The organism is Serratia sp. LACPHL-BACT-2024-00286, assembly GCF_043109535.1.
In the GTDB taxonomy this organism is placed as follows: Bacteria; Pseudomonadota; Gammaproteobacteria; order Enterobacterales; family Enterobacteriaceae; genus Serratia; species Serratia sarumanii.
The window spans coordinates 20,044-46,062 of record NZ_JBICNA010000008.1; the positions used below are offsets into that span (position 1 = coordinate 20,044).

The window sequence follows — 26,019 nt, forward strand, 5'->3', positions numbered from 1 at the left end:
CGGATTACAGCGCGATCGTCCCGTGCAGGAACACGTGAGCATAGCCGCCGAGCAGCGTACGATCCCCTTGCAGTTCGCAGAACAGTTCGCCGCCGCGTGCCGAGACCTGCTGCGCCTGCAGCCGATGGCGGCCGAGACGCGCCGTCCAGTAAGGCATCAGCGTGCAGTGCGCGGAGCCGGTAACCGGATCTTCACCGCCGTCGAGCGTGAAATAGCGCGAAACGAAGTCCACGGTGTCACCCGGCGCAGTGACGATCACCGCACGCCCGGCCAGCGCGATCAGCGCCGGGATGTCCGGCCGCAGCGCACGCACCTGCGCCTCGTTTTCCAGCACCACCATCAGCGCTTTCGCCTGCCACACCTCCTGCGGCTGCACGCCCAGCAGCGCCGCGAGGCCCGCCGGTTCAGCCACCTTCTGCGGCGGCCGAGCGGGGAAGTCGAGCACCAGCCGTTCCCCGTCCTGCGCATCGCGCTTGACGAACAGTTCGCCGCCGGCCGAGCGGAAGCGAATATCCTGCAGCGCCGGGTTAACCACGCTGAACATCACATGCGCCGCCGCCAGGGTGCCGTGGCCGCAGAGATCGACCTCGCGCTGCGGGGTAAACCAGCGGATGGCGGTCATGTCGCCGTCATCCCAGACAAAGCTGGTTTCCGGCAGGCCGATCTCGTTGGCGATCGCCTGCAGCCGCGCCGCCGGCAGCGGCTGTGTCAGCAGGCAAACCCCGGCCGGGTTGCCGCGCAGCCCTTCGCCGGTAAAGGCAACCACGTGATAATAATTTTCCGCCATCGTTCGCTCCTTAATGCCAGATCAGTAACACACAGGCTGCGGTCAACAACCCCATGGAAACGTTGAAGATAACCCAGGCCTTTTTGCTGCGCAGCAGGCGGCCGATCAGGGTGCCGAACGCCAGCCAGATAATGCCGGCGACGATGTTGACCGCCAAAATGCCCAACGCGATCGCCGCAATGGACCCGTTGTACTTATCGCCCGCCAGGCTGAAGCTGGCCACCGCCCCCAGCGCCATCAGCCAGGCTTTCGGGTTGAGGAACTGCAGCAGCCAGCCCTGATACAGCCGCACCGGCTGCGGCGGCGCCACGTCGGTTTCCAGTTTTTCATAGGCGGCGGTGGCGACTTTCCACGCCAGCCACAGCAGGTACAGGCTGCCGAGGATTTTCAGGATCAGGTGCAGCGACGGATAAACCAGGATCAGGCTGCCGACGCCGAAGGCCACCAGCAGCAAAATGCTTTGCATGCCGAGCATGATGCCGATCATCAGCCACAGCGAACGCATAAAGCCGAAGTTGGCGCCGGAAGTGGTCAGCAGCAGGTTATTGGGGCCGGGCGTGATGGCGGCGACCCACAGGAAGCCCAGCATCGAAAGGAATAAACTCGGTTCCATGGCACGGGTGCTCCTCACCCAAGGCGCTTTTTTGCAGTATCATTGTTAATTCTTGGTATTGAAGCTAACAGTGCGCTAGGGATCTCACAATAGCCGCCCACAACATTTTACTCAGCCTATGCCTAACACCTTTCGCCCTCTGACCGGGGCCAGTAACCCGCACCTGCAAACGCTGTTGCCGCGGTTGGTGCGCCGCCGCGTATTATTGAAACCGCATTGGCAGCGGCTGGAATTGCCCGACGGCGATTTCGTCGATCTCGCCTGGAGCGAGGATCCGGCGCAGGCGCGCGACAAACCGCGTGCGGTGCTGTTCCACGGCCTGGAGGGCAGCTTCTACAGCCCCTACGCGCATGGCCTGCTCAACGCCTGGCGCGAGCGCGGCTGGCTCGGCGTGGTGATGCACTTTCGCGGCTGCAGCGGCGTGCCCAATCGCAAGCAGCGCATCTACCACTCCGGTGAAACCGAAGACGCGCGCTTCTTCCTGCGCTGGCTGCGCGACCGCTACGGCGAGGTGCCGACCGCGGCGGTCGGCGTTTCGCTCGGCGGCAACATGCTGGCCTGCTATCTGGCGCAGCACGGCGCCGACAGCCTGCTGCAGGCGGCGGTGGTGGTCTCGGCGCCGCTGATGCTGGAGCCCTGCGCCTACCGCATGGAGCAAGGCTTTTCCCGCGTTTATCAGCGCTACCTGCTGGGGCAGCTGAAACAAAACGCCACCCGCAAGCTGTTGCACTACCCGGACACCCTGCCGCTCAAGCTGTCCCAACTCAACGGTCTGCGGCGCATCCGCGAATTCGACGACGCCATCACCTCGCGCATTCACGGCTTCAGTGACGCCACCGACTATTATCGCCGCTGCAGCGCCCTGCCGCTGTTGCCGGCTGTCCAAACGCCGCTGCTGATCATCCATGCGAAGGACGATCCCTTCATGACCCCTGAGGTGATCCCCGACGTCGCCGGCCTGCCGCGCAATATCGAATATCAGCTGACCGAGTTCGGCGGCCACGTCGGCTTCGTCGGCGGCACGCTGAAAAAACCATACATGTGGCTGGAGCATCGCATTCCGGCCTGGCTTTCCCCTTATCTGGACATCCCGACGTGATCATTCCCTGGCAAGAACTGGCAACCGACACCCTCAACAGCCTGATCGAATCTTTTGTACTGCGCGAAGGCACCGATTACGGCGAGCACGAACGCTCGCTGGAACAGAAGGTGGAGGACGTGCGCCGCCAGCTGAAAAACGGCGAAGTGGTGCTGGTGTGGTCGGAACTGCACGAGAGCGTCAACATCATGCCGCGCGGCCAGTTCCGCGCCGGGCAGGAAGAAATTTAGTGGCGCTCGGTTCTATGACTGACGGAAAAAATCAGGTAACAATGGGGCATTGCAAACCAGCGCGCGCCATTTTTTCCCGAGATAGAGAGCGTCAACAAGAGCCACAATAATCCCCTGACGCCGGCGCATTCAACACGGAGTGACAACCACCATGTCTGCCAAACATCCCGTTATCGCGGTGACCGGTTCCAGCGGCGCCGGCACCACCACCACCAGCGTGGCGTTCCGCAAAATATTCCAACAGCTCAACATCCGCGCCGCCGAGCTGGAGGGCGACAGCTTCCACCGCTACACCCGGCCGGAAATGGACGCGGCGATCCGCAAGGCGCGCGATCTGGGCAGACACATCAGCTATTTCGGCCCCGAGGCCAACGACTTCGGCCTGCTGCAGCAGAGCTTCATCGACTACGGCAAGAACGGCACCGGGCGCTCGCGCAAGTATCTGCACACCTACGACGAAGCGGTGCCCTACAATCAGGTGCCGGGCACCTTCACCCCGTGGGAACCGCTGCCGGCGCCGACCGACGTGCTGTTTTACGAGGGGCTGCACGGCGGCGTGGTCACCGAGCACCATGACGTGGCCAAGCACGTCGACCTGCTGGTCGGCGTGGTGCCGATCGTCAACCTGGAGTGGATCCAGAAACTGATCCGCGATACCGGCGAGCGCGGCCACTCCCGCGAAGCGGTAATGGATTCGGTAGTGCGTTCGATGGAAGACTACATCAACTACATCACGCCGCAGTTCTCGCGCACCCACATCAACTTCCAGCGCGTGCCGACGGTGGACACCTCCAACCCGTTCGCCGCCAAGGCGATTCCCTCACTGGACGAAAGCTTCGTGGTGATCCACTTCCGCGGGCTGGATCAAATTGACTTCCCCTATTTGCTGGCGATGCTGCAGGGCTCGTTTATCTCGCACATCAATACGTTAGTGGTGCCGGGCGGCAAGATGGGGCTGGCGATGGAACTGATCATGGCGCCGCTGGTGCAGCGGTTGCTGGAAGGCAAGAAGATCGAATAAACGCGTTGAGCGCGGCACCGGGCCGCGCTCCGCCTCGATTACGCCGCTTGGCGGATCTCGAAGCTGTGGGTCACCGTGGCGGCCTTGTTGAGCATCAGCGCCACCGAGCAGTACTTCTCCGCCGATAGGTTCACCGCACGCTCGACGATCTTGTCGGTCAGGTCCTGGCCGGTAACGATGAAATGCAGGTTGATATGGGTGAACAACCGCGGAGCTTCTTCGCGGCGCTCGGAGGTCAGCTTCACCTCGCAGTCGCGCACGTCGTTGCGCCCTTTTTGCAGGATGGACACCACGTCGATCGCGCTGCAGCCGCCCACCGACATCAGCACCATCTCCATCGGGCTGGGTGCTTTATCGCCGGCGTTGCCGTCCATCAGCACCTGGTGGCCGGAGGCCGATTCACCCAAAAACGTTAACCCTTCCACCCATTTAACTCTTGCCTGCATTCTGGTCACTCCGGTTGATTTCTTAAAATCAGAGTACGCTTTCGCATAGAAACAGGCAACGTAACCTGATGCTAATCATGCTGAAGCGAGACAACACGAGACACCCGCCTTACTCTGTGCTACAAACAGAGCCGCAATAAATCTTTCCGGGACACTGAATTTCAGGGAAACGCCCAGAGAAAGGCTCCTTTACCGGTATGTTAACAGAATGTAGCTTGCAGCGCTTACGGCAAGTTAATATGCTAGAGCGACAGCGTATTTTTATGACACGCCTCAAAACTTGCCGGTAGCCCTCGCTCATGACTGCGGCTACAGGCGGGTTTTACAGGGAACTCTGACCCCTGTGACACAAGGCAGCGATAACAACAGAGGATAACAGCGAATGGTTCTCGGCAAACCGCAAACAGACCCTACTCTCGAATGGTTCCTGTCTCATTGCCATATCCACAAATATCCATCGAAGAGTACGCTGATTCACCAAGGTGAAAAGGCCGAAACGCTTTACTACATCGTGAAAGGCTCCGTCGCGGTGCTGATCAAGGATGAAGAAGGTAAAGAGATGATCCTGTCCTACCTCAACCAGGGGGATTTCATCGGCGAGCTCGGATTGTTCGAAGAAGGCCAGGAGCGCAGCGCCTGGGTTCGCGCGAAAACCGCCTGTGAAGTGGCCGAAATTTCCTACAAGAAATTCCGCCAGCTGATCCAGGTGAACCCGGACATCCTGATGCGTCTGTCCGCCCAAATGGCGAGCCGCCTGCAGGTCACCTCCGAAAAAGTGGGCAACCTCGCCTTCCTGGACGTTACCGGCCGCATCGCGCAAACTCTGCTGAATCTGGCGAAGCAACCCGACGCCATGACTCACCCGGACGGCATGCAGATCAAGATCACCCGCCAGGAGATCGGCCAGATCGTCGGCTGCTCGCGCGAAACCGTTGGCCGTATTCTGAAAATGCTGGAAGATCAAAACCTGATTTCCGCCCACGGCAAAACCATTGTCGTCTACGGCACCCGTTAATCCCTGAAGAAACGGCGCAATCTGCGCCGTTTTTTTATCTGCTCTCTGCCATGTGGCGCCGCCTGATCTACCACCCGGAAATCAACTACGCACTGCGACAAACGCTGGTGTTGTGCCTGCCGGTGCTGTTCGGCCTGCTGATAGGCCAGCTGCAGCTCGGCCTGATGTTCTCTCTGGTGCCCGCCTGCTGCAATATCGCCGGTCTGGACACGCCGCATAAGCGCTTCTTTAAACGGCTGGTGGTTGGCGGCTCGCTGTTCGCCTTCAGCAGCGTGCTGCTGCAACAGGCACTGCTGTGGCACGTGCCGCTGCCGGCGCTGATGCTGGGCCTGGCGCTGCTGCTCGGCGTCACCGGTGAAATCAGCCCGCTGCACGCCCGGCTGTTGCCGGCGGCGCTGGTGGCCGCCATCTTCGCCCTCAGCACGGCCGGCACAGTACCCATCTGGCAGGCGCCGCTGCTGTACGCCATCGGCACCGTCTGGTACGGCTTATTCACCTGGTTGTGGTTTAAGCTGTGGAAAGAGCAGCCGATGCGCGAGACCCTGAGCCAGCTCTACCTGGAACTGGCGGACTATTTCGAAGCCAAATACTCGCTGCTGACCCAGCACACCGATCCGCAAACCGCGCTGCCGCCGCTGCTGGTGCGCCAGCAAAAGGTGATGGATCTGATCAGCCTGTTGTACCAACAGCTTAATTTCCTGCCGCACGCCAACAACCTCGAGCAAAAGCGCCTGCAGCGCGCCTTTCAGGTGGCGATGGACCTGCAGGAGCACATCACCGTCAGCCTGCATCTGCCGGAGGAGGTGCAAAAACTGGTGGAGCAGAGCCAGGCCGAAGCGATCATTCGCCGCAACGCTCAGGTGATCGCCGGCCGGCTGCGCGTAGTAGCGCACGATATTCTCTATCATCAACATTCGAAGCGCTTCTCCATGGCCCACGAGCTGGCGGCGCTGGAAAAAATGGCGGCGCAGCATCCCGATAACCCGGTCGGCCAGTTTTGTTATTACCACTTCAGCCGCATCGCCCGCCTGCTGCGCACCCAGCATCCGCTATACCGCCGCGACCTGATGCCCGGCCAGCACCGCCTGCCGTTTTGGCCGGCGCTGGCCAGCTATCTGTCGTTCAAGTCCACCGCCCTGCGCAACGCCGCGCGGCTGGGCGTGACGCTGGCAGTCGGCAGCAGCCTGGGTGCGGTGTTCAATCTGCCGAAGCCTTACTGGATCCTGCTCACCATCATGCTGGTGAGCCAAAACGGGTATAACGCCACCCGAGTGCGTATTCAGCACCGTGCGCTGGGCACGATTGCCGGGCTTTTGCTGGCGGCCGGGCAGCTGCAGCTGCAGCTGCCGGAAGGCGAAACGCTGAGCATCATGTTGGTGATCACGCTGCTGGCCTACCTGGTTTCGCGCAAGAACTACGGGCTGTCGGTGATTGGCTTTACGGTCACGGCGGTTTACACCCTGCAGCTGCTGGCGCTGAACGGCTCGCATTTCCTGGTGCCGCGCCTGATCGATACGCTGATCGGCTGCGTGCTGGCGTTCGGCGGCACCATTTGGCTGTGGCCGCAGTGGCAAAGCGGGCTGCTGCGCAAGAATGCCCATCAGGCGCTGGAGCACGATCAAACCGCGCTGCGGTTGATGCTGGAACAGCCGGAACCGGACGCCACCGCGTTGGCCTATACCCGCATGCAGGTCAACCAGGCGCACAATGCGCTATTCACCTCGCTCAATCAGGCGATGCAGGAGCCGGGGTTCGCGTCGGACTATCTGGCGGACATGCGGCTGTGGGTCACGCATAGCCAGTTCATCGTCGAGCACCTGAACGCCATGACCATTCTGGCGCGCGAACACTACATGCTGACGCCAAAACTGGCGGAAGCGTATCTGCAGGCCTGTGAAATCGCGCTGCAAAGCTGCCAACAGCGGTTGGAATACGACGGCCCGAGCAGCGGCAACAGCGGCATCATGCAGCAGCCGGATCTGCATCCGGAGATGCCCGTTACCGAGATGGAGCGCCATCTACGGCGCATTCTGTCGCACCTGAGCGTGATGCACACCATTTCTTCGCTGGCCTGGCGCCAGCGCCCGCACCACGGCATTTGGCTCAAGCGCAAACTGCGCGATCAATAAGGGCGCGGCATGCCGCGCCCCGTTATATGCCGCGCGGGCGTCAGGCGTTGACCACATCCTGCACCGCCAGCTCGAACAACGCCATGCCGGCCTCGATATCCTGCAGCTCCACCACCAGTGACGGCGCGAAACGAATCACGTTCGGCCCGGCGTTGAGGATCATCAACCCGCGCGCGGCGGCGGCGGTGAGGAAGTCGCGCGCTCTGCCGTGATAATGCGGCGTCAGCTCGGCGCCAATCAGCAACCCCATGCCGCGAATCGCGGTGAAAATACCGTATTTATCGCCGATATGCTGCAAAGCCTGCACATACAGCGCATGACGCTGCTCGATGCCGCTCAGCACCTCCGGCGTATTGATCACGTCCAGCGCCGCCTCCGCCACCGCGCAGGCCAGCGGGTTGCCGCCATAGGTGGTGCCGTGGGTGCCCACCTGCATCACCGACGCGATCTCTTCGGTAGTCAGCATGGCGCTGACCGGGAAACCGCCGCCCAGCGCCTTGGCGGTGGTGAGAATATCCGGCGTCACGCCATAATGCATATAGGCGAACAGTTTGCCGCTGCGCCCCATGCCGCTTTGCACTTCGTCGAACACCAGCAGCGCCTGATGTTGGTCGCACAGCTCGCGCACGCCTTTGAGGAAGCTGGCATCGACCGGCGTAATGCCGCCCTCGCCCTGAATCGGCTCCATCACCACCGCGCAGGTGTGGTCGTCCATCACCGCCTTCACCGCCGCCAAGTCGTTGAACGGCACGTGCACGATGTCGGCCGGCTTCGGCCCGAACCCGTCGGAATATTTGGCCTGCCCGCCCACCGACACGGTGAACAGCGTGCGGCCATGAAACGCGTTATAGAAGGCGATGATTTTGGTTTTGTAGGGGCTGTGGCGGGTGATGGCGTAATGACGCGCCAGTTTGAACGCCGCCTCGTTGGCCTCTGCGCCGGAGTTGGCGAAGAACACCCGATCGGCGAAGGTGGCGTCGATCAGTTTGCTCGCCAGGCGTAGCGCAGGCTCATTGGTGAAGACGTTGCTGGTATGCCACAGGGTTTCGCCCTGGCGTTTGAGCGCCTCGACCAGCGCCGGATGGCAGTGCCCCAGCGCCGTCACCGCGATGCCGCCGGAAAAATCGATGTACTCTTTTCCCTGTTGATCCCAGACCCGGCTGCCTTGGCCGCGCACCGGCACAAACTGGGCAGGTGCATAAACAGGCAGGATCACCTGGTCAAAGGTGCTGCGGCTCACTGCGGATTTTTCAGTCATTTTCGGCTCCACCCTGAAGGTTTTTCAGCGCTATCGTAATGTTAGATTGAAAACATAATCACGAAATATGCATAAAAAACCAATCAAGCGCAAACGCAAAACGCCTGGCGGGCGAAAAAAACGCATCGGGATTAACGCTGGAGGAAATTATCCAGCAGCTGGTGGCCCTGCTCGCTGAGCACGCTTTCCGGATGGAACTGCACGCCTTCCAGCGCCAAAGTGCGGTGGCGGATGCCCATGATCTCGTCGCGCACGCCGTCGCGTTCGCTCCAGGCGGTCACTTCAAAACAGTCCGGCAGCGTATCGGCCTTCAGCACCAGCGAGTGATAGCGGGTCACGGTCAGCGGATCGCTCAGGCCGCGAAACACGCCGACGCCCAGATGACGAATCGCCGAGGTTTTGCCGTGCATCACCGCGCGGGCGCGCACCACCTCGGCGCCGAACGCCTGCCCCAGCGCCTGGTGCCCCAGGCACACGCCGAGGATCGGCAGCTTGCCGGCGAAATAACGAATGGCGGCCAGCGAGATACCCGCTTCGTTCGGGGTGCAGGGGCCAGGGGAAATCACCAGATGCTGCGGCGCCAGCCGCTCGATATCGGCCAGCTGCAGCTCATCGTTGCGCTTCACCAGCACCTCCGCGCCCAATTCGCAGAAGTACTGGTAAAGGTTATAGGTAAAGGAGTCGTAGTTATCGATCAGCAGCAGCATGTTAGGTCCGGCAGAGAAAAATGCCGCCACAGTGTACTGATTTAACCCGCCGCTGCCGACGATAATTTCCGCTTACTTTTTACGGCCGCCGGTGATCGAGCCCAGCACGCCGCGCAGGATCTGGCGGCCGAGATCGCGCGCCATGCTCTTGGCAGCGGTCTGGACGATGCCGTCGCGCTTGCCGCCGCGCGGGCCGGTGGAACCGAACAGCAGCTCGTTCAAGCCGTCCATCAGGCCGCCACCCGCCTGCTGTTGTTGCTGTTGCGCCTGCGGTTGCTGCCCCTGCTGCGGGGTGCCGACGGTGGCAAAACCGCCCGACGACAGCTTCTCGTAGGCGGATTCGCGGTCGATCATATCCTCATAGCGGCCATACAGCGGCGACTTGTTGATCGCACTGTTCAGCCCTTCCGCGCCGAGCATGCCCATTTTGGATTCCGGCGCGATCACCATCGCCCGCTCCACAACGTTCGGCCGGCCCTTCTCGTCGAGGAATGACACCAGCGCTTCACCCACGCCCAGCTCGGTGATCGCCGTTTCGGCATCGAAGGCCGGGTTGGCGCGCAGGGTTTGCGCCGCCGTCTTCACCGCCTTCTGATCGCGCGGCGTGAAGGCGCGCAGCGCATGCTGCACGCGGTTACCCAGCTGGCCCAGCACGCTGTCCGGGATGTCCAGCGGGTTCTGGGTGACAAAGTAAATGCCGACGCCTTTGGAGCGGATCAGGCGCACCACCTGTTCGATCTTGGTCAGCAGCGCCGCCGGCGCGTCGTTGAACAGCAGGTGCGCCTCATCGAAGAAGAACACCAGCTTCGGCTGTTCAGGGTCGCCCACTTCCGGCAGGTGCTCGAACAGCTCAGCCAGCAGCCACAGCAGGAACACCGAATACAGCTTCGGCTGATTGATCAGCTTGTCCGCCGCCAGCAGGTTGATCACGCCGTGGCCGTTGGCGTCGGTTTTCATCAGATCGTTGATGTCGAGCATCGGCTCGCCGAAGAACTGGTCGGCGCCCTGCTCTTCCAGCGTCAGCAACCCGCGCTGAATGGCACCGATCGACGCGGCAGAGATATTGCCGTACTGGGTCTGGAATTGTTTGGCGTTGTCGCCGACGAACTGCAGCATGGTGCGCAGATCCTTCATGTCCAGCAACAGCAGCGCGTTGTCATCGGCGATCTTGAACACCAGCTGCAGCACGCCGCTTTGCACCTCGTTCAGATCCAACAAGCGCCCCAGCAGCAGCGGCCCGAGATCGGAAATCGTGGCGCGGATCGGGTGCCCCTTTTCACCGTAAATATCCCACGGGATAATGGTGCAGGCCTGCGGCTGCCAGTCGCTGACGCCGATCGCCGCCAGGCGCGCCTGCAGTTTCTCGGAAGGCACGCCCTCGGCGCCGATGCCGGACAGATCGCCCTTCACGTCCGCCAGGAACACCGGCACGCCGATGCGCGAGAACTGTTCGGCCATTTTCTGCAGCGTCACCGTCTTGCCGGTGCCGGTTGCCCCGGTGATCAGCCCGTGGCGGTTGGCCAACGCCGGCAAAATCACCAGATCCTGCTCCGGTTTTCCGTCTTTCATCGCTTTGGCGATAATCCGTGGTTCACTCATTTTCTGTTCCTTTGACGCTGACGCGGCGCGAAACGCGCCTGTGGATGCAATAAAGCTATAAGCGCCGCGTAACCCCGTCAAGGACAAACAAAATGGGTGCCGTCGGGGCCTGATGAATTCAGATTGCGCTTAGCGTCAAAGCGCCTTTGCTTGAACAATAAAGCACCAGTGCTATAGTGAGCATTACGCTGTATATACGAGGTAAATACCATGTCTGAATCTACCGTGGTAATCCGCGTGGATGAAGAGTTAAAAACCGCTTTCGCCAGCGCGGCAAAGGCCGCCGATCGCACGGCTTCGCAACTGCTGCGTGATTTCATGCGCGAGTTTGTCAGCCGCCAGGCGCAACAGGAAGAGTACAACCAGTGGTTAAAGGAAAAGGTCGAGGTAAGCCGCAAGGCGTTGCGTGAAGGCAAATTCGCCGACGATGAAGAGGTGGCCGCTTATTTCGCCGAACGCAGAGCCAAATCAACGCGATAAAACACAAAAGGACTTTTGTGAAACTGACATGGACGGAACCCGCCATCGCCGATCGTCTGGCGATTTATGAATGGTTGGAACTTAAAAATCCGGCCGCCGCCGCAGAAAATGATGCAAAAATCGCTGACGCGGCGGCACGCCTCGTGCATCATCCCGCCAGCGGGAAAACGGGGCGGATAGCGGTACGCGCGAGCTGGTCATCTCCCCGTCCTATTTGCTGGTCTATGAATGGGCGGCTCAACGCGTCATCGTATTGGCCATCGTGCATACTCGCCGTCGGTGGCCGCCGGCATAGTCACCCCCGCAGCCCCAGTTGCTCCTTCAGCGTCTTCAAATAGCGCCGGCTGACCGGCACCGGATCGCCTGCCGACATGATCATCTCCGCCGCGCCGCCCTCTTCGAAGCGGATCTCGCGCACCTGCTCCAGATTGACCAGATACTGCCGATGGCAGCGCACCAGCGGCGTACGGCTTTCCAGCGTGCGCAGCGTCAGCTCGGTGAAACACTCCATGCCGTCGCTGCGCACCACGAAGACCCCGCTCAGTTTGGAGCGGATCGCCAGCACTTCGTCGAAGCGCAGCAGATAGATGCGGCTGTGGCCGGTGCAGGGAATGTATTTCAGGTAACCGGCGCTCTCTTCCAGCGCCGCCATGTCCTGCGGCGCACTGCGCTGCCGCAGACGTTGCAGCGTCTTGCTCAGCCGCTTCGGCTCCGCCGGCTTCAGCAGATAGTCGAAGGCGTGCTCCTCGAATGCCTGCACCGCGTATTCGTCGTAGGCGGTCAGAAACACGATGTGCGGCATGCGGTTGGGATCCAGCATGCCGACCATTTCCAGCCCGCTGATGCGCGGCATCTGGATATCGAGAAACACCACGTCCGGCTGCAGCCGGTGGATCTGGCTGATGGCTTCAATGGCGTTGGCGCACTCGCCGATAATCGCGATCCCCGCTTCAGCTTCCAGCAGGTGGCGCAGGTTGTCGCGCGCGGAAGGTTCATCGTCAACAATCAGTGCGTTTAACATCAGGCGGCCCTCTCCATGGGAACATTGAGCGTAATGCGGGTGTAGGCGTCCGGTCGGCAATCCACCTGCACGCCATAGCCTTCGCCGTAGCGCACGCGAATGCGTTTATCCACCAGGTTCATCCCCAGCCCGCTGCAGTTCGGCTTCGGCTGGAACAGCCCGGCGTTGTCCGTCACCTGCAGCAGCAGATGCTCCCCTTCGCAGCAGGCGCCGATTTCGATGCGGCCCACGCCCAGCAGATGCGAGGTGCCATGCTTGATGGCGTTCTCGACGATCGGCTGCAGCGAGAACGCCGGCAGCCGCACCGCCAACAGCGCCTCCGGCAGCGATACCGCGATCTCCAGCCGATCGGCGAAGCGCGCTTTCTCGATCTGCAGGTAGGCGTTCACGTGTTCAATCTCGTCCGCCAGGCTGACTTCGTCATCCGAGCGTTTGAGGTTTTTACGAAAGAAGGTCGAGAGAGACTGCACCAGATCGCAGGCGCGTTCGCCATCGCGGCGGATCACCGCCACCAGGGTATTCAAGGCATTGAACAGGAAATGCGGATTGACCTGCGCATGCAGCAGCTTGATCTCCGACTGCGCCAGCAGCTGCTTGTGGCGCTCGTACTGTCCGGCCATGATCTGCGCCGACAGTAGGCTGGCGATGCCTTCGCCCAGCGTACGGTTGATGGTGCTGAACAGCTGGCTTTTCGGCTCATACAGCTTGATGGTGCCGATCACCCGCTGATTTTCGCCGCGCAGCGGGATCACCAGCGTCGATCCCAGCTTGCAGGCCGGATTGATCGAGCAGCAGTAAGAGAGCTGATTGCCGTCGGCGTACACCACCTCGTTGTTGTCGATGGCGCGATGCGAATGCACCGAGGCGATCGGCGTGCCCGGCAGGTGGTGGTCGTCGCCGATGCCGATAAACGCCAGCAGCTTGTCGCGATCGGTGATCGCCACCGCGCCGATGCCCAGCTCCTGATAGATCACCCGGGCGACCTTCATGCTGTTCTCCTGATCGAAGCCCTGCCGCAGGATGCCCTCGGTGCGCTCGGCGATCTTCAGCGCCTTGGAAGAGAAGGCGCTGGTGTATTTTTCGAACATCGCGCGCCGATCCAGCAGGATTTGCATGAACATCGCCGCACCGACGGTATTGGCGATCATCATCGGCAGCGCGATGTGCTCCACCAGCTGCAACGCTTCGTCGTAGGGGCGCGCCACCGCCAGGATGATCGCCATCTGCAGCACTTCCGCCACCAGCGCCACGCCGCCGACAAACAGCGGATTGAACAGCAGCTCGATGCGCCCGCGGCGCATGGCGATGCTGTGTACGATGCCGCCGACCAGGCCTTCCGACACCGTGGAGATCGCGCAGGCCACGTCGGTCATGCCGCCGAGCGTATACCGGTGCAGGCCGCCGGTCAGCCCGACCAGAAAGCCCACCGACGGCCCGCCCAGCAGACCGCCCAGGACCGCGCCTATCGCGCGGGTGTTGGCGATCGAATCCTGAATGTGCAGCCCGAAATAGGTGCCCATGATGCAGAACACCGAGAAGATCACGTAGCACAGCAGCTTGTGCGGCAGGCGGATGGTCACCTGCATCAGCGGGATGAACAGCGGGGTTTTGCTCAGCAGATAGGCGATAACGAGATAGACGCACATCTGCTGCAACAGCAACAGCACCTGGTTAAATTCATACATGGCAGCAACTCATCCAGAGACAACAAAGGGCGAACGCCGGATTTCCGGTCTGATTATTGTCTGCAGATTAGAGCATGAGGCGCGGGAGAAAACAGTGATGAAGGCAAGGCTTCGAGAGGAAGGAGCGACCGACCCCAACGGGATCGGCCAAAAAACTTACGGCAGCACCTTGGCCGACAGAATCACCACCGGTTTGGTCGGCACATTCTGGTAAGGGCCGACGTTGCCGGTCGGCACCTGGGCAATTTTGTCCACCACGTCCATGCCTTTCACCACTTTGCCGAACACCGCGTAGCCGAAGTCACGCTGGCCGTGATCCAGGAAGGCGTTATCCGCCACGTTCAGGAAGAACTGGCTGGTGGCGCTGTCCTTGTCGGCGGTGCGCGCCATCGAGATGGTGCCGCGCAGGTTGCGCAAGCCGTTGTCGGCTTCGTTCTTGATCGGCGCCTTGGTGGATTTTTGCTGCATGTCAGCGGTGAAACCGCCGCCCTGGATCATAAAGCCCGGGATCACGCGATGGAAAATGGTGTTGTTGTAGTACCCGCTGTTCACGTAATCGACGAAGTTCTGGGTGGAAACCGGTGCCTTCTGGCTGTCGAGCGCCAACTCGATATTCCCCGCCGAGGTCGTCAGCATGACGTGGGTCTCACCGGCGGCGAGTGCGGCTGGCGCCATCGCTGTGAGGGAACACAGCGCGACGAAGGTCACTAAAGTACGTTTGAACATTAACGGGTCCTTTCTCTGAGAGACAAACAACGGAAAAGCGCTTTGATTCTAAAGAGCTGTATCGGCAAGTACCAGCCATTTACCTATATTTACCCAATTACGGGACATATCCTAGGCGGCCCTGAATTTTGCTGCGGAAAGTATGAGCGCAGAAGGCTTTTTTGCCAACCGCATCACGCATTTTTTGCCCCGCGCCGCCCTGGGTTGATTTTTGCGATCTGCCTCCCAGTTTGCACACGCATTGCCGTTACTCTATATAAATGAGAGCGCTCTCATTATAAAAAGAGCGGATACTGAAGCATCCCACGGCGGCGTCGCCGCGCAACCCCTGGAGAAATGACGTGAGTGAACTGATGACTGAAGTCAGCCCCGAGTTTGAAAGCACCATCATGGAACTGCTGGTGTTCTCCGGCAGCGCGCGCAGCAATGCGTTGACGGCGCTGCGGCAAGCGCGCGCCGGCGACTTCGCCGCCGCGGCCAGGCACATGGCCGAGTCCAAAGAGTGGGTGAAGAAAGCACACCTGATCCAGACCGAGCTGATCGGCCTGGACGAAGGCTGCGGCAAACTGGCGATCAACCTGATCACCGTGCATGCGCAGGATCATCTGATGAACGCCATGGTGATCCAGGATCTGGCCGACGACATGATCGAGCTCTATCGCCGTCAGTCGCAGACGGAGGGCCGCCCATGAGCGCACTCAAAATCGCCGTGATCGGCGGCGGCAGCAGCTACACTCCCGAGCTGGTCGATGGGCTGATCCAGCGCATCGAGGAGCTGCCGGTCACCGAACTGGCGCTGGTGGACGTCGAACCGGGCCGGCAAAAAGTGGAAACCATCGCCGCCCTGACCCGCCGCATGCTGGCGCGCCACGGGCTGGAGCAGGTGAAGGTCAGCGTGCACTTTGCGCTGGACGACGCCATTCGCGGCGCCGCCTTCGTGCTGACCCAGTTCCGCGTCGGGCAACTGCCGGCGCGCGCCGCCGACGAACGGCTGGGCCTGAAATACCAGCTGCTCGGCCAGGAAACCACCGGCGTCGGCGGCTTCGCCAAGGCGCTGCGCACCATCCCGGTGATGCTGGACATCGCTCGCCGGGTGGAAAAACTGGCGCCGGACGCCTGGATCATCAACTTCACCAACCCGGCAGGCATCGTCACCGAGGCGGTGTCCCGCTTTACCAAAGCGAAGATCATCGGCCTGTGCAACGTGCCGATCAGCATGCATCACATGATCGCCAACATGCTGCAGGCGCCTTACGCCGACGTGCAGCTGCGCTTCGCCGGCCTGAACCACATGGTCTGGGTGCATCGGGTCACGCAGCAGGGGCGCGACGTCACCGCCAAGGTGATCGACATGCTGTGCGACGGCGCGGCGCTGACCATGAACAACATCAAGGAAGAGCCCTGGCAGCCGGACTTCCTGCGCGCGCTCGGCGCCATCCCCTGCCCCTACCACCGCTATTTTTACCAGACCCGCGAGATGCTGGCGGAAGAGATGGCCGCCGCCGGCGAGCGCGGCACCCGCGCCGAGCAGGTGATGCAGGTGGAGAAAGAGCTGTTCGAGCTGTATGCCGATCCGCAGCTGAACACGAAACCGGAGCAGCTCAGCTTCCGCGGCGGTTCTTTCTATTCCGAAGTTGCGCTGGAGCTGATTCGTGCTATCCATAATAATCTCGGCACGCAATTAGTGGTCAACACCGCAAACCGCGGCGCTATCCATGGCCTGCCGGACGATGCTGTGATAGAAATCAACTGTATCGTTGATGCTCAGGGCGCGCACCCGCTGACCTTCGGCCCGCTACCGGAGCCGATGCAGGCCCTGACGCAGCAGGTGAAAGCCTACGAACGCCTGACCATCGAGGCGGCGGTGCACGGCGATCGCCGCAGCGGGTTGCTGGCGCTGATCGCCAACCCGTTGGTGGGCAACGCCAACCTGGCGCAGCCGCTGCTGGAAGAGGTGTTGACGATAAACGCGCCGTATTTGCCGCAGTTCAGGTAAGCGGCTATACGCAGCCAGACAGGGGTTCGGCGCGCCGAACCCATTTTTTTAGCCGTAATTCAGGAGTGGGACGATGGTGACACTGGAAGATGTCGCAGCGCTGGCGGGCGTTTCGCGCGCCACCGTATCGCGCGTGGTGAACGGCGACAGCAACGTCAAGGCGCCGACCCGCGAGAAGGTTGAACGCGCCGTTGCCCAGCTCGGTTACACCCCCAACCCGGCGGCCCGCGCGCTCGCCTCCAGCCACAGCAATACCCTTGGGCTGGTCACCACCTCGTACCGCGGCGGCTTTTTCGGCGCGCTGATGGACTTCGTGCAGACCGAGGCCGAATCCCACGGCAAACAGCTGCTGGTGACCCAGGGCCGCAACAGCGCCGAAAACGAATGGCAGGCGGTGCAGCGGCTATTTAGCCTGCGCTGCGACGGCGTGATCCTGCACGTGCGTTTTCTCAGCGACGATCGGCTGCGCCAATTGGCGGCGGAGCAACGTGATTTCGTGTTGCTCGATCGTCTGGTGCCGGGGCTGGAAGACCGCTGCGTCACCTTCGATCACCCGCTCGCCAGCCGCATGGCGACGCAGCAGCTGCTCGATGCCGGGCACCGGCGCATCGCCTGCATCAGCGGCCCGCGTGAACGCCCGTCGAGCCGCCTGCGGCTGCAGGGGTTTGAAGAGGCGATGCAGGCGGCGAATATCGAGCCGGTGGCCTGCCTGGAGGGCGTCTACGATCTGGAAAGCGGTTACCGCTGCGCCGATCGGCTACTGCGGCAAGCCGCGCGGCCCAGCGCCATCTACTGCTGCAACGAAGAGATGGCGATCGGCGCGCTGCTGGCGATCAACGAACACCGCCTGCGGGTGCCGCAGGATATCTCCTTGATCTGCTACGACAGCGGCGAACGCGCGCCTTTCGTGCGCCCGGCGTTGAGCAGCGTACATTTTCCCATCAGCGAGATGGCCCAATACGCGGCGCGCAGGTTGATCGACCCCGCCACCCCGGCGCACCGGTTTGAGCCGACGATCGTCAACCGTGATTCCGTTGTGACGGTACGCAAATAGATCACAATAATGCGCACCAGCCCTTCATGGGTTACATCAAAAAATCGACAGCCATCACAAAAAATCCCGTTGTCTGTGCTAGGATCCGCCCCCTGGTGGCCTGATCGGGACTTTTTTCTGCGTTTGCCAGGAAAAGCCAGCGGCCTTATGCCAGCGTTAAAACCTCTAACAGACATATTCAGGCCTATACAATGAATGACAGTAACCGCATACGGCTTACCTGGATCAGCTTCTTTTCGTACGCGCTGACCGGTGCTTTAGTGATCGTCACAGGGATGGTGATGGGAAACATTGCAGAGTACTTTAACCTGCCGGTTTCCAGCATGAGCAACACCTTTACTTTCCTCAACGCCGGTATTTTGATTTCGATCTTCCTCAATGCCTGGCTGATGGAAATCATCCCGCTGAAGCGTCAGCTGATCTTCGGCTTTGTCCTGATGGTGCTGGCGGTCGCCGGGCTGATGCTCGGCAAGAGCCTGACCATGTTCTCGCTGTGCATGTTTATCCTCGGCGTGGTTAGCGGTATCACCATGTCGATCGGCACCTTCCTGATCACCCACATGTATGCCGGCCGCCAGCGCGGTTCGCGCCTGTTGTTCACCGACTCCTTCTTCAGCATGGCCGGGATGATCTTCCCGATCGTCGCCGCGATGCTGCTGGCCCGCCATATCGGCTGGTACTGGGTTTATGCCTGCATCGGCCTGCTGTACGTGGGGATCTTCGTGCTGACCCTGTGCTCCGAATTCCCGGTGCTGGGCAAGAAAGGCGCCGACGCCGGCCAGCCGGTCGAGAAAGAAAAATGGGGCATCGGCGTGCTGTTCCTGTCGATCGCCGCGCTGTGCTACATCCTCGGCCAGCTGGGCTTCATTCAGTGGGTGCCTGAGTACGCCACCAAGTCGTTCAACATGGACATCGGCCAGGCCGGTAAGCTGGTGAGCGACTTCTGGACCTCTTACATGGTCGGCATGTGGGTGTTCAGCTTCATCCTGCGCTTCTTCGATCTGCAGCGCATCGTGACCGTGCTGGCCGCACTGGCTACCGGCGCGATGTACCTGTTCGTCAGCACCGACAACCCGGAGCACCTGGGCTACTACATCATGGCTCTGGGCTTCGTTTCCAGCGCCATCTACACCACGCTGATCACCCTCGGCTCGCTGCAGACCAAGGTCTCCTCGCCGAAGCTGGTCAACTTTATCCTGACCTGCGGCACCATCGGCACCATGTTGACCTTCGTGGTTACCGGCCCGATCGTGGCGAAAGGCGGCGCGCACGCGGCGCTGACCACCGCCAACGGCCTGTACCTGGCGGTGTTCGTGATGTGTCTGCTGCTGGGCTTTGTGACCAAGCACCGCAGCCACGGTCACGTGACGCACTAACGTCTTCGCATCAAATACATCAAGGGCACCCGCAAGGTGCCCTTTTTTTGCGCCTTAGCGCCGGAAATCCACCGTCTCCTCCTGCTGCAAATGCAGCGTGGTTTCCGCCGGCCGCGTTTCGGCGATCACCGCCCCCTGGCGAATCGAATAACGCACCGGCGTCTGGCGGCGCACCGCGTCGAAGCCGCTTTCCGCCGGCAGGATCACCAGGTTGGCGCTGTTGCCGGCCGCCAGGCCGTAGTCGCTCAGGTTAAGGGTGCGCGCGCTGTGGTAGGTGATCAGCTTCAGCCCATCGTCGATCTGGCCATAGCCCATCAGCTGGCACACGTGCAGCCCCATATGCAGCACCTGCAGCATGTTGGCGGTGCCGAGCGGGTACCAGGGATCGAACACGTCGTCATGGCCGAAGCAGACGTTGATCTCCGCCTCCAGCATCTCCTTCACCCGCGTCACGCCACGCCGTTTCGGGTAGCTGTCGAAACGCCCCTGCAGGTGAATATTCACCAGCGGGTTGGCGACGAAGTTGATGCCGGACATTTTCAGCAGGCGGAACAGCCGCGAGGCGTAAGCGCCGTTGTAAGAGTGCATCGCCGTGGTGTGGCTGGCGGTGACTTTCGCCCCCATCTCCAGCTTCAGCGCCAGCGCCGCCACGGTCTCGACGAAGCGCGATTGTTCGTCGTCGATCTCATCGCAGTGCACATCCACCAGCCGATCGTATTTTTGCGCCAGCGCAAACGCCTTATGCAGCGACTCCACGCCGTACTCGCGGGTGAATTCGAAATGCGGAATGGCGCCCACCACGTCGGCCCCCAGCCGCAGCGCCTCTTCAAGCAGCGCTTCGCCGTTGGGGTAGGAAAGGATCCCCTCCTGCGGGAAGGCGACGATCTGCAGCGTCACCCAGGGCGCCACCTCCTGTTTCACCTCCAGCATGGCGCGCAGCGCGGTCAGCGTGGGATCGGAAACGTCGACGTGGGTGCGCACATACTGCACGCCGTTGGCGATCTGCCACTTGAGCGTTTGCCAGGCGCGCTGCTTGACGTCTTCATGGGTCAGCAGCGCTTTGCGTTCGGCCCAGCGCTCAATGCCCTCGAACAGCGTGCCGGACTGGTTCCAGGCCGGCTGACCGGCGGTTTGCGTGGTATCCAGGTGAATATGCGGTTCGACGAACGCCGGCAGCGCCAGCCCGCCCTGCGCATCCAACACGTCGCTGCGCCACTCCTGTCCTTCCGGCTGCGGCACCAGATGCGCGATGCGCCCCTGCTCAATCGCCAGTTGCCACAATCCTTCATGCCCGCTTAAACGCAGGTTATCGATAAACTTCAATGGACGTTTCGCCACCCTTCACCTCTGCCGTTGCGCTGGTTTTCTTCATCATACTGGCAGCGGATCGCGCTGACAAAGTCACCGTTGCCTGCCTACCCCCTGCGTTTACTCCCTGCGGGGTAGTTTGCATGCAAACTGACTCGCTTCAGCTAAAGGTGAATAAAATCCGCAACTTATCAAAAAACGTGAAAAATCATCCATATACCACATTAGAGGTATATGAGAGCGTGATTGATTTGCATCAATAAATTGCCCATTGGGAGAGATAAGGTAAGCCTAGGAAACCAGAATTTTGAGGCAATAATGAGCAGAGTCAAACTTGCCGTCGTCGGCAATGGCATGGTCGGCCACCGGTTCATCGAAGATCTGTTGGATAAAGCAGACAAAGACCAGTTCGAAATCACCGTATTTTGCGAAGAGCCGCGCATCGCTTACGATCGCGTGCACCTCTCTTCCTACTTCTCGCACCACACCGCCGAAGAGCTGTCGCTGGTACGCGAAGGCTTTTACGAAAAACACGGCGTGAAGGTGCTGGTCGGCGAGCGCGCCATCACCATCAATCGCGACGAGAAGGTCATCCACTCCAACACCGGCCGCACCGTCTATTACGACAAGCTGATCATGGCCACCGGTTCCTATCCGTGGATCCCGCCGATTAAAGGTTCGGATAGCCAGGACTGCTTCGTTTACCGCACCATCGAAGACCTGAACGCCATCGAAGCCTGCGCGCGCCGCAGCAAACGCGGTGCGGTGGTCGGCGGCGGGCTGTTGGGGCTGGAAGCCGCAGGCGCGCTGAAAAGCCTGGGGGTGGAAACGCACGTGATCGAGTTCGCCCCGATGCTGATGGCCGAACAGCTCGACCCGATGGGCGGTGACCAGCTGCGCCGCAAGATCGAGCGCATGGGCGTCAAGGTACACACCGGCAAAAATACCCAGGAGATCGTCAACGGCGGCGGCACCGCGCGCAAAACCATGCATTTCGCCGACGGCAGCCTGCTGGAAGTGGATTTCATCGTGTTCTCCACCGGCATCCGCGCCCAGGACAAGCTGGCGCGCCAGTGCGGGCTGGAGATTGGCCGCCGCGGCGGCATCGCCATCAACGACAGCTGCCAGACGTCGGATCCGGACGTCTACGCCATCGGTGAGTGCGCCGCCTGGCGCGATCGCACCTTCGGCCTGGTGGCGCCGGGTTACAAAATGGCGCAGGTGACCGTCGATCACCTGCTGGGCCGCGAGAACGGCTTCCAGGGCGCCGACATGAGCGCCAAGCTGAAGCTGCTGGGCGTGGACGTCGGCGGCATCGGCGATGCCCACGGCCGCACCGAGGGCGCCCGCAGCTACGTTTATCTGGATGAAAGCAAAGAAGTCTACAAACGCATCGTGGTCAGCGCCGACAACAAAACCCTGCTCGGCGCGGTGCTGGTGGGCGACACCAGCGACTACGGCAACCTGCTGCAGCTGGCGTTGAACGGCATCGAGCTGCCGGAAAACCCGGACGGCCTGATCCTGCCGGCCCATGCGGGCAGCAAACCGGCCATCGGCGTGGATTCGCTGCCGGAAAGCGCGCAGATCTGCTCCTGCTTCGACGTCAGCAAAGGCGACATCATCCAGGCGGTCAACAAAGGCTGCCATACCGTGGCGGCGCTGAAGGCCGAAACCAAGGCCGGCACCGGCTGCGGCGGCTGCATCCCGCTGCTCACCCAGGTGTTGAACGCCGAGCTGAGCAAGCAAGGCATCGAGGTCAACCATCACCTGTGCGAACACTTCGCCTATTCGCGCCAGGAGCTGTTCCACCTGATCCGCGTCGAAGGCATCAAGTCGTTCGAGTCGCTGCTGGCCAAATACGGTAAAGGCTACGGCTGCGAAGTGTGTAAGCCGACCGTCGGCTCGCTGCTGGCTTCTTGCTGGAACGAATACATCCTCAAGCCGCAGCATACGCCGCTGCAGGATACCAACGACAACTTCCTCGGCAATATCCAGAAAGACGGCACCTACTCGGTGATCCCGCGCTCCGCCGGCGGCGAAATCACCCCGGACGGCCTGCTGGCCATCGGCCAGATCGCCAAGGAGTACAACCTCTACACCAAAATGACCGGCTCGCAGCGCATCGGCATGTTCGGCGCGCAGAAAGACGACCTGCCGGCCATCTGGCGCAAGCTGCTCGCCGCCGGCTTTGAAACCGGCCACGCTTACGCCAAGGCGCTGCGCATGGCGAAAACCTGCGTCGGCAGCACCTGGTGCCGCTACGGCGTCGGCGACAGCGTCGGCTTCGGCGTCACGCTGGAGCATCGCTACAAAGGCATCCGCACCCCGCACAAAATGAAGTTCGGCGTCTCGGGCTGCACCCGTGAATGCGCCGAAGCGCAGGGCAAGGACGTCGGCATCATCGCCACCGAGAACGGCTGGAACCTGTATGTCTGCGGCAACGGCGGCATGAAACCGCGCCACGCCGATCTGCTGGCCGCCGACCTCGATCGCGAGACCCTGGTGCGCTACCTCGACCGCTTCATGATGTTCTATATCCGCACCGCCGATAAGCTGCAGCGCACCTCGGTGTGGCTGGAGAGCCTGGAAGGCGGCATCGATTACCTGCGCAAGGTGATCATCGACGACAAGCTCGGCATCAACGACCAGCTGGAAGCGGAGATCGCCCGCCTGCGCGATGCGGTGATCTGCGAGTGGAAAGAGACCGTCGAGCACCCGGAAACGCAGCTGCGCTTCGCCCACTTCGTCAACAGCCCGCTGCGCGATCCGAACGTGCAGGTGGTGGCCGAACGCGACCAGCACCGCCCGGCGCGCCCTGACGAGCGCATTCCCGTCACCCTGATCGATACCGAGGAGAGCCACGCATGAGCCAGTGGATTACCGTTTGTCCCGTCGCCGACATTCTGCCCGGCACCGGCGTGTGCGCCCTGATCGGCGATCGGCAGGTGGCGGTGTTCCGCCCCTATGCCGACGAGCAGGTGTTCGCCATCAGCAATATCGACCCGTTCGCCCAGGCCAGCGTGCTGTCGCGCGGCCTGATCGCCGAGCATCAGGGCGAACTGTGGGTCGCCAGCCCGCTGAAGAAACAGCATTTCCGCCTGTACGACGGCCACTGTCTGGAAGACGACAGCCGTTCCGTCGCCAGCTTCACCAGCCGGGTGGTCGACGGCATCGTGCAAGTCGCGGCATAACCTTTCGGGAGGCAACATGTTTACCGACACGATCAACAAATGCGCCGCCAACGCGGCGCGCATCGTCCGCCTGGCGAAGGAGAGCCCGCTCGGCTTTTGGATCAGCTCGGCGATGGCGGGCGCCTACGTCGGCCTCGGCATCATCCTGATCTTCACCCTCGGCAACCTGGTCGACCCAAGCGTGCGGCCGCTGGTGATGGGCGCCACCTTCGGCATCGCGCTGACGCTGGTGATCATCGCCGGTTCCGAGCTGTTCACCGGCCATACGATGTTCCTGACGCTCGGCGTCAAGGCCGGTACCATCCGCCAAAGCCAGATGTGGGCGGTGCTGCCGCAAACCTGGCTCGGCAACCTGCTCGGCTCGGTGCTGGTGGCGCTGATGTATTACTACGGCGGCGGCAGCCTGCTGCCGGTGGATACCAGTCTGGTGCACAGCGCCGCGCTGGCGAAAACCACCGCGCCGGCCGAGGTGCTGTTCTTCAAGGGCGTATTGTGCAACTGGCTGGTCTGCCTGGCGATTTGGATGGCGATCCGCGTCGAAGGCGCCGCCAAATTCATCGCCATCTGGTGGTGCCTGCTGGCCTTTATCGCCTCGGGTTACGAACACTCCGTCGCCAACATGACGCTGTTCGCCCTCTCCTGGTTCGGCAACCACAGCGAGGCCTACACCCTCGCCGGCATTGGCCACAACCTGCTGTGGGTGACGCTGGGCAACATCCTGTCCGGCTCGGTGCTGATGGGCCTGGGGTATTGGTACGCTACGCCTCGCGCCGAACGCCCGCAGGCGGCGAAAGCCGCCGCACGTCAGACCGCCTGAGTTTTCGGGGGCGCATTTCGCCCCCACACTGATTACCCCGAGGAGTGCCGATGGACTACCTGCCGATTTTCTGCCAACTGCAACATAAAGCCTGCCTGCTGGTGGGCGGCGGCGAGATCGCCGAACGCAAGGCGCGCCTGCTGCTGGACGCCGGCGCGGCGCTGACCGTCAACGCCCTGGCATTCAGCCCCCAGTTCCACCACTGGGCTGAGGAAGGCCTGCTGACGCTGGCCGAGGGCGAATTCAGCCCGGCCCTGCTGGCGGAAAAATGGCTGGTGATCGCCGCTACCGACCGGCTGGAAGTCAACGCACTGGTGTACCAGTGCGCCAACCAGCAGCGGGTGTTCTGCAACGTGGTGGACGATCCAAAACGCGCCAGCTTTATCATGCCGTCAATCATCGATCGTTCGCCGATCATGGTGGCGGTGTCCTCCGGCGGCAAAGCGCCGGTGCTGGCGCGGCTGCTGCGCGAGAAGCTGGAAGCGATGCTGCCGCAGCACCTCGGCAAGCTGGCCCAGCTGGGCGGCTCGCTGCGGCAGCGGGTAAAACAACGCTTCAGCAGCCTCGGCGCGCGCCGTCGCTTCTGGGAACGGTTATTCGCCCACGATCGGCTGGCGCAGTCGCTGGCCAACGACGACGCCGCGCTGGCCGAACGCCAGCTCGAGCAGCTGTTCAGCGAACGGCCGGAAGATCGCGGTGAAGTGGTGCTGGTGGGCGCCGGGCCGGGCGATGCCGGCTTGCTGACGCTGAAAGGGCTGCAGCAGATCCAGCAGGCCGACGTGGTGGTTTATGACCGGCTGGTCTCCGAAGAGATCATGACGCTGGTGCGCCGCGACGCCGAACGCATCTTCGTCGGCAAACGCGCCGGCCACCACTGCGTGCCGCAAGAGCAAATCAACCAAATCCTGCTGCAGCAGGCGCTGCAAGGCAAACGCGTGGTGCGCCTGAAGGGCGGCGATCCCTTTATCTTCGGCCGCGGCGGCGAAGAGCTGGAGACGCTGGCGGACGCCAACGTGCCGTTCTCGGTGGTGCCGGGCATCACCGCCGCCTCCGGCTGTTCCGCCTACAGCGGCATCCCGCTCACCCACCGCGACCATGCGCAGAGCGTGCGCCTGGTGACCGGCCACGCCAAGGCCGACGGCGGATTGGACTGGGCGACGCTGGCCGCCGGGCAGCAGACGCTGGTGTTCTATATGGGGCTAACGCAGGCAGCGGAGATCCAGCGCCAGCTGATCGCACACGGCTTGCCGGCCGCCACACCGGTAGCGCTGGTAGAAAACGGCACGTCCTGCCGCCAGCGGGTGATCGAAGGCGAGCTCGGCCAACTGGGCGCCTTGTCCCTGCAGGCCGCCAGCCCCAGCCTGATCATCGTCGGCAGCGTGGTCAGCCTGCGCAGCAAGCTCAATTGGTTCGCCAGCGAGGAACCGCCCGCCGGCCTGGCGCAAATGGCGTGATACCGAC

At 61.9% G+C, this 26,019-nt stretch carries 25 protein-coding genes; 15 read left to right on the forward strand and 10 right to left on the reverse strand.

Going from position 1 to position 26,019, the window contains the following annotated elements; genetic code table 11:
- Positions 1 to 4: 4 nt before the first annotated feature.
- Both ACF8MC_RS21245 and ACF8MC_RS21250 read right to left on the reverse strand, forming a co-directional pair.
- Positions 5 to 787 carry a PhzF family phenazine biosynthesis protein gene (locus ACF8MC_RS21245; RefSeq protein WP_033654869.1) on the reverse strand — a complete coding sequence of 261 codons (783 nt, stop codon included), beginning with the start codon at positions 785 to 787 and terminating at the stop codon, positions 5 to 7.
- A 10-nt stretch (positions 788 to 797) separates the two neighbouring features.
- Positions 798 to 1,400, reverse strand: a complete 603-nt coding sequence (locus tag ACF8MC_RS21250; protein WP_039569226.1) for a LysE family translocator — start codon at positions 1,398 to 1,400, stop codon at positions 798 to 800.
- 118 nt (positions 1,401 to 1,518) lie between these two features.
- Between ACF8MC_RS21250 and ACF8MC_RS21255 the strand changes: the two genes are divergently transcribed.
- The 3 genes from ACF8MC_RS21255 (at position 1,519) to ACF8MC_RS21265 (ending at position 3,750) form a co-directional block, all read left to right on the forward strand.
- Positions 1,519 to 2,499: a hydrolase gene (locus tag ACF8MC_RS21255; protein WP_161765172.1), complete on the forward strand. Its 981-nt coding sequence runs from the start codon at positions 1,519 to 1,521 to the stop codon at positions 2,497 to 2,499.
- Positions 2,496 to 2,729: a YheU family protein gene (locus ACF8MC_RS21260; RefSeq protein ID WP_004930376.1), complete on the forward strand. Its 234-nt coding sequence runs from the start codon at positions 2,496 to 2,498 to the stop codon at positions 2,727 to 2,729. The genes ACF8MC_RS21255 and ACF8MC_RS21260 overlap by 4 nt, the downstream gene beginning before the upstream one ends.
- Positions 2,730 to 2,880: 151 nt before the next feature.
- Entirely contained in the window at positions 2,881 to 3,750 is an 870-nt protein-coding gene (locus tag ACF8MC_RS21265; protein WP_004930374.1) for a phosphoribulokinase, read from the forward strand.
- A 38-nt stretch (positions 3,751 to 3,788) separates the two neighbouring features.
- On the opposite strand, the gene ACF8MC_RS21270 is transcribed toward ACF8MC_RS21265, so the two are convergent.
- Positions 3,789 to 4,196, reverse strand: a complete 408-nt coding sequence (locus tag ACF8MC_RS21270; protein ID WP_033654867.1) for an OsmC family protein — start codon at positions 4,194 to 4,196, stop codon at positions 3,789 to 3,791.
- Between the two features lie 382 nt (positions 4,197 to 4,578).
- Here ACF8MC_RS21270 and crp point away from each other — a divergent pair, with 382 nt between their 5' ends.
- Together crp and ACF8MC_RS21280 are read left to right on the forward strand one after the other, a co-directional pair.
- Positions 4,579 to 5,211 (forward strand): cAMP-activated global transcriptional regulator CRP, encoded by a 633-nt coding sequence (gene crp, locus ACF8MC_RS21275; protein ID WP_004090925.1) that lies wholly within the window; start codon positions 4,579 to 4,581, stop codon positions 5,209 to 5,211.
- A 50-nt stretch (positions 5,212 to 5,261) separates the two neighbouring features.
- Positions 5,262 to 7,340, forward strand: coding sequence for a YccS/YhfK family putative transporter (locus ACF8MC_RS21280; protein WP_164105696.1), 2,079 nt, complete (start codon positions 5,262 to 5,264; stop codon positions 7,338 to 7,340).
- Positions 7,341 to 7,380: 40 nt separating this feature from the next.
- Here the strand turns inward: ACF8MC_RS21280 and ACF8MC_RS21285 are convergent, their stop codons facing one another.
- The 3 genes from ACF8MC_RS21285 to ACF8MC_RS21295 form a co-directional block, all read right to left on the reverse strand.
- Entirely contained in the window at positions 7,381 to 8,598 is a 1,218-nt protein-coding gene (locus tag ACF8MC_RS21285) for an aspartate aminotransferase family protein (RefSeq protein ID WP_164105698.1), read from the reverse strand.
- A gap of 131 nt (positions 8,599 to 8,729) precedes the next feature.
- A complete protein-coding gene (locus ACF8MC_RS21290) occupies positions 8,730 to 9,305 on the reverse strand; it encodes an aminodeoxychorismate synthase component II (RefSeq protein WP_161765167.1) in 576 nt (191 codons plus the stop codon).
- A gap of 72 nt (positions 9,306 to 9,377) precedes the next feature.
- Entirely contained in the window at positions 9,378 to 10,904 is a 1,527-nt protein-coding gene (locus ACF8MC_RS21295; RefSeq protein WP_039569209.1) for a helicase HerA-like domain-containing protein, read from the reverse strand.
- Between the two features lie 210 nt (positions 10,905 to 11,114).
- Here ACF8MC_RS21295 and ACF8MC_RS21300 point away from each other — a divergent pair, with 210 nt between their 5' ends.
- On the forward strand, positions 11,115 to 11,384 hold the full coding sequence (locus ACF8MC_RS21300) for a hypothetical protein (protein ID WP_033654862.1): 270 nt from the start codon (positions 11,115 to 11,117) through the stop codon (positions 11,382 to 11,384).
- Positions 11,385 to 11,401: 17 nt separating this feature from the next.
- On the forward strand, positions 11,402 to 11,722 hold the full coding sequence (locus ACF8MC_RS21305; RefSeq protein ID WP_239506372.1) for a type II toxin-antitoxin system RelE/ParE family toxin: 321 nt from the start codon (positions 11,402 to 11,404) through the stop codon (positions 11,720 to 11,722).
- On the opposite strand, the gene btsR is transcribed toward ACF8MC_RS21305, so the two are convergent.
- From btsR to ppiA, 3 genes are all read right to left on the reverse strand, one after another.
- A complete protein-coding gene (btsR, locus tag ACF8MC_RS21310) occupies positions 11,680 to 12,405 on the reverse strand; it encodes a two-component system response regulator BtsR (protein ID WP_164105700.1) in 726 nt (241 codons plus the stop codon). The two genes, ACF8MC_RS21305 and btsR, sit on opposite strands and share 43 nt — an antisense overlap.
- Entirely contained in the window at positions 12,405 to 14,090 is a 1,686-nt protein-coding gene (locus tag ACF8MC_RS21315) for a sensor histidine kinase (protein WP_033636285.1), read from the reverse strand. The genes btsR and ACF8MC_RS21315 overlap by 1 nt, the downstream gene beginning before the upstream one ends.
- Before the next feature lie 156 nt (positions 14,091 to 14,246).
- Positions 14,247 to 14,816, reverse strand: coding sequence for a peptidylprolyl isomerase A (gene ppiA, locus ACF8MC_RS21320; RefSeq protein WP_033636286.1), 570 nt, complete (start codon positions 14,814 to 14,816; stop codon positions 14,247 to 14,249).
- Between the two features lie 353 nt (positions 14,817 to 15,169).
- On the opposite strand from ppiA, the gene ACF8MC_RS21325 reads away from it, so the two are divergent.
- From ACF8MC_RS21325 to tsgA, 4 genes are all read left to right on the forward strand, one after another.
- Positions 15,170 to 15,508, forward strand: coding sequence for a PTS lactose/cellobiose transporter subunit IIA (locus ACF8MC_RS21325; RefSeq protein ID WP_047571717.1), 339 nt, complete (start codon positions 15,170 to 15,172; stop codon positions 15,506 to 15,508).
- Positions 15,505 to 16,812 (forward strand): 6-phospho-beta-glucosidase, encoded by a 1,308-nt coding sequence (locus ACF8MC_RS21330; protein WP_164105702.1) that lies wholly within the window; start codon positions 15,505 to 15,507, stop codon positions 16,810 to 16,812. Before ACF8MC_RS21325 ends, ACF8MC_RS21330 begins: the two co-directional genes overlap by 4 nt.
- A gap of 73 nt (positions 16,813 to 16,885) precedes the next feature.
- A complete protein-coding gene (locus ACF8MC_RS21335; protein WP_039569200.1) occupies positions 16,886 to 17,866 on the forward strand; it encodes a LacI family DNA-binding transcriptional regulator in 981 nt (326 codons plus the stop codon).
- 191 nt (positions 17,867 to 18,057) lie between these two features.
- Positions 18,058 to 19,242, forward strand: a complete 1,185-nt coding sequence (tsgA, locus tag ACF8MC_RS21340) for an MFS transporter TsgA (protein ID WP_033636290.1) — start codon at positions 18,058 to 18,060, stop codon at positions 19,240 to 19,242.
- A gap of 54 nt (positions 19,243 to 19,296) precedes the next feature.
- On the opposite strand, the gene ACF8MC_RS21345 is transcribed toward tsgA, so the two are convergent.
- Positions 19,297 to 20,565: a cytosine deaminase gene (locus ACF8MC_RS21345; RefSeq protein WP_275429423.1), complete on the reverse strand. Its 1,269-nt coding sequence runs from the start codon at positions 20,563 to 20,565 to the stop codon at positions 19,297 to 19,299.
- Positions 20,566 to 20,868: 303 nt separating this feature from the next.
- Between ACF8MC_RS21345 and nirB the strand changes: the two genes are divergently transcribed.
- From nirB to cysG, 4 genes are read left to right on the forward strand one after another with little or no spacing between them, the layout of a single operon-like run.
- Positions 20,869 to 23,418, forward strand: a complete 2,550-nt coding sequence (nirB, locus tag ACF8MC_RS21350) for a nitrite reductase large subunit NirB (protein WP_164105706.1) — start codon at positions 20,869 to 20,871, stop codon at positions 23,416 to 23,418.
- Entirely contained in the window at positions 23,415 to 23,741 is a 327-nt protein-coding gene (gene nirD / locus ACF8MC_RS21355) for a nitrite reductase small subunit NirD (protein WP_038878129.1), read from the forward strand. Before nirB ends, nirD begins: the two co-directional genes overlap by 4 nt.
- Positions 23,742 to 23,757: 16 nt before the next feature.
- Entirely contained in the window at positions 23,758 to 24,558 is an 801-nt protein-coding gene (nirC, locus tag ACF8MC_RS21360) for a nitrite transporter NirC (RefSeq protein ID WP_033636294.1), read from the forward strand.
- Between the two features lie 50 nt (positions 24,559 to 24,608).
- Positions 24,609 to 26,012, forward strand: coding sequence for a siroheme synthase CysG (gene cysG / locus ACF8MC_RS21365; protein WP_033636295.1), 1,404 nt, complete (start codon positions 24,609 to 24,611; stop codon positions 26,010 to 26,012).
- Positions 26,013 to 26,019 lie beyond the last annotated feature (7 nt).

Bases quoted from the DNA above. Each gene is read 5' to 3' on its own strand.
- ACF8MC_RS21245 (WP_033654869.1), bottom strand. From the start codon at position 787: ATGGCGGAAAATTATTATCACGTGGTTGCCTTTACCGGCGAAGGGCTG.
- nirD (WP_038878129.1), top strand. From the start codon at position 23,415: ATGAGCCAGTGGATTACCGTTTGTCCCGTCGCCGACATTCTGCCCGGC.
- ACF8MC_RS21250 (WP_039569226.1), bottom strand. From the start codon at position 1,400: ATGGAACCGAGTTTATTCCTTTCGATGCTGGGCTTCCTGTGGGTCGCC.
- nirB (WP_164105706.1), top strand. From the start codon at position 20,869: ATGAGCAGAGTCAAACTTGCCGTCGTCGGCAATGGCATGGTCGGCCAC.
- ACF8MC_RS21285 (WP_164105698.1), bottom strand. From the start codon at position 8,598: ATGACTGAAAAATCCGCAGTGAGCCGCAGCACCTTTGACCAGGTGATC.
- ACF8MC_RS21315 (WP_033636285.1), bottom strand. From the start codon at position 14,090: ATGTATGAATTTAACCAGGTGCTGTTGCTGTTGCAGCAGATGTGCGTC.
- ACF8MC_RS21330 (WP_164105702.1), top strand. From the start codon at position 15,505: ATGAGCGCACTCAAAATCGCCGTGATCGGCGGCGGCAGCAGCTACACT.
- ACF8MC_RS21325 (WP_047571717.1), top strand. From the start codon at position 15,170: ATGACTGAAGTCAGCCCCGAGTTTGAAAGCACCATCATGGAACTGCTG.
- ACF8MC_RS21270 (WP_033654867.1), bottom strand. From the start codon at position 4,196: ATGCAGGCAAGAGTTAAATGGGTGGAAGGGTTAACGTTTTTGGGTGAA.
- ACF8MC_RS21290 (WP_161765167.1), bottom strand. From the start codon at position 9,305: ATGCTGCTGCTGATCGATAACTACGACTCCTTTACCTATAACCTTTAC.
- ACF8MC_RS21255 (WP_161765172.1), top strand. From the start codon at position 1,519: ATGCCTAACACCTTTCGCCCTCTGACCGGGGCCAGTAACCCGCACCTG.
- crp (WP_004090925.1), top strand. From the start codon at position 4,579: ATGGTTCTCGGCAAACCGCAAACAGACCCTACTCTCGAATGGTTCCTG.
- ACF8MC_RS21280 (WP_164105696.1), top strand. From the start codon at position 5,262: ATGTGGCGCCGCCTGATCTACCACCCGGAAATCAACTACGCACTGCGA.
- cysG (WP_033636295.1), top strand. From the start codon at position 24,609: ATGGACTACCTGCCGATTTTCTGCCAACTGCAACATAAAGCCTGCCTG.
- ACF8MC_RS21265 (WP_004930374.1), top strand. From the start codon at position 2,881: ATGTCTGCCAAACATCCCGTTATCGCGGTGACCGGTTCCAGCGGCGCC.
- ACF8MC_RS21295 (WP_039569209.1), bottom strand. From the start codon at position 10,904: ATGAGTGAACCACGGATTATCGCCAAAGCGATGAAAGACGGAAAACCG.
- nirC (WP_033636294.1), top strand. From the start codon at position 23,758: ATGTTTACCGACACGATCAACAAATGCGCCGCCAACGCGGCGCGCATC.
- ACF8MC_RS21335 (WP_039569200.1), top strand. From the start codon at position 16,886: ATGGTGACACTGGAAGATGTCGCAGCGCTGGCGGGCGTTTCGCGCGCC.
- tsgA (WP_033636290.1), top strand. From the start codon at position 18,058: ATGAATGACAGTAACCGCATACGGCTTACCTGGATCAGCTTCTTTTCG.
- ACF8MC_RS21300 (WP_033654862.1), top strand. From the start codon at position 11,115: ATGTCTGAATCTACCGTGGTAATCCGCGTGGATGAAGAGTTAAAAACC.
- btsR (WP_164105700.1), bottom strand. From the start codon at position 12,405: ATGTTAAACGCACTGATTGTTGACGATGAACCTTCCGCGCGCGACAAC.
- ppiA (WP_033636286.1), bottom strand. From the start codon at position 14,816: ATGTTCAAACGTACTTTAGTGACCTTCGTCGCGCTGTGTTCCCTCACA.